This is a genomic window from Chitinophaga sp., assembly GCF_035564935.1.
Classification (GTDB): Bacteria; Bacteroidota; Bacteroidia; order Chitinophagales; family Chitinophagaceae; genus Chitinophaga.
Genome location: NZ_DATMTE010000899.1, coordinates 1 through 1,674 on the forward strand (window position 1 = coordinate 1; position 1,674 = coordinate 1,674).

Here is a 1,674-nt window from a genome sequence, read left to right on the forward strand (position 1 = left end):
AAATGAAACTCATATTCGTCAATTAGCTTTTCGATTTTGTACACCTGGTCCATATTATATACGACATCTTCGTATCTTTTTGGTTTGATGAAATTCATGCTGTGGTATTTAAGTAACGAAATATTGGAAATTATCTTTTCAGGGCAAAATGGGCCTTAAATTCTTTGTTCACTCCATCACGGCTCTTATAAAGCAATTTAAACCAGTAATCTGTTGCCGGCAGCGGATGTCCGTTATAGGTACCGTCCCATCCGGCAGACGAAGGAAAAATCTGCTTGATTAGTTTTCCGTAACGGTCAAAAATAAAAATTTGAGCTTCTGGCTGGTTGGCCAGTCCGTCAATGTTCCACGTATCATTATAACCATCCGCATTCGGCGTAAAGTAATAAGGATAATTCAAAGCGTATACGGTAAGCGTAATCAAACCGCATCCCTGCGTATCTCTTACCGTAATTTCATATTCACCTTCATAAATATTCGTAAACTGGTTGCTGGTTTGCGGTGCACCGCCGTTCAGTTGAAACTCATATTGTCCTGAACCGCCCGTAACGTTAACCGTAATGGTCTGGTTTTTATTAAAATCTCTTCCTACTGTAGCTTCTGCAATGGCAATAGATGATGTGCCTACAGTTGTTGTTGCAGTTGCCGTACAACCTGTGGTCAGATTAGTTACTGTTACTTCATAGGTTCCGGGCTCGGTGGCAATATGCATATTGGTAGTAGTAGGAAGGACGGTGTTGTTTCGGGTCCAGACAAAACTATGGTTAGCATTGGGAATCTGGCAATGCAGATTAACCGTAGAAATATAATTGCCCGTTTCATTGTCAAGACAGATATAGCCTTCCCTAAGTATTGGTTTTGGTGGTGCAGCTACCGTTATAGTTGTTCTGACCGATGCCGTACAGCTGCCATTGTTTACAGTATAGGTAATTATTACTGCGCCTGCGTTAACTCCGGTAACATTTCCGGCTGCATCAATCGTTGCTATATTCGTGTTCCCACTCGTCCAGGTTCCGCCAGGAGTAGGATGGGTTAGCTGTATCGTGTTTGACAGGCAAACTGCATCAGGACCGCTAATGGCAGGAAGCACAAAGCTGTTAATAGTAACCGCTAGCGTCGTGCCCGTTGCACATTGCCCGGCATTTGGTGTAAACACATAATTTCCACTGGCAGTATTGCTGATTGCCGGAGGATTCCATGTGCCTGATATTCCGTTAGGCGATGTTGTTTGTAGCACAGGTACCGAATCGCCGTTACAGAATGTCAATGCCGTTGGGAAATCCGGTAAAATACTATTGCTTACTGTTACGGCTAAAGTAGCTGTTGTTGCACATTGTCCCGCATTTGGCGTAAATACATAGCTTCCGCTTGCAGTATTGCTGATAGTTGGAGGATTCCAGGTTCCGGTGATTCCGTTTGGAGAAGTCGTATTCAGGACAGGAGCTGTACTTCCGTTACAGATTGTTATTATTGTCTGGAAGTTTGGTACTGTTTGAGGCGTGATAGTCACTCTCAAAGTTATATTAGTAGCACATTGTCCTGCATTTGGCGTAAAAATATAGTTTCCGCTTGCGGTATTGTTTATTGAAGCAGGACTCCATGTTCCTGTGATTCCATTTGGCGAAGTTGCCTGTAAGGCAGGAACCGTATCCCCGTTACAGAATGCCAATGAAG

At 43.4% G+C, this 1,674-nt stretch carries 1 protein-coding gene; it reads right to left on the reverse strand.

Annotated elements, in window-relative coordinates; all coding sequences use genetic code 11:
• Nucleotides 1–130 precede the first annotated feature (130 nt).
• Nucleotides 131–1,674, reverse strand: a 1,544-nt coding sequence (locus VN105_RS23410) for a T9SS type B sorting domain-containing protein (RefSeq protein WP_325644780.1), incomplete at its 5' end; no start/stop codon positions are given.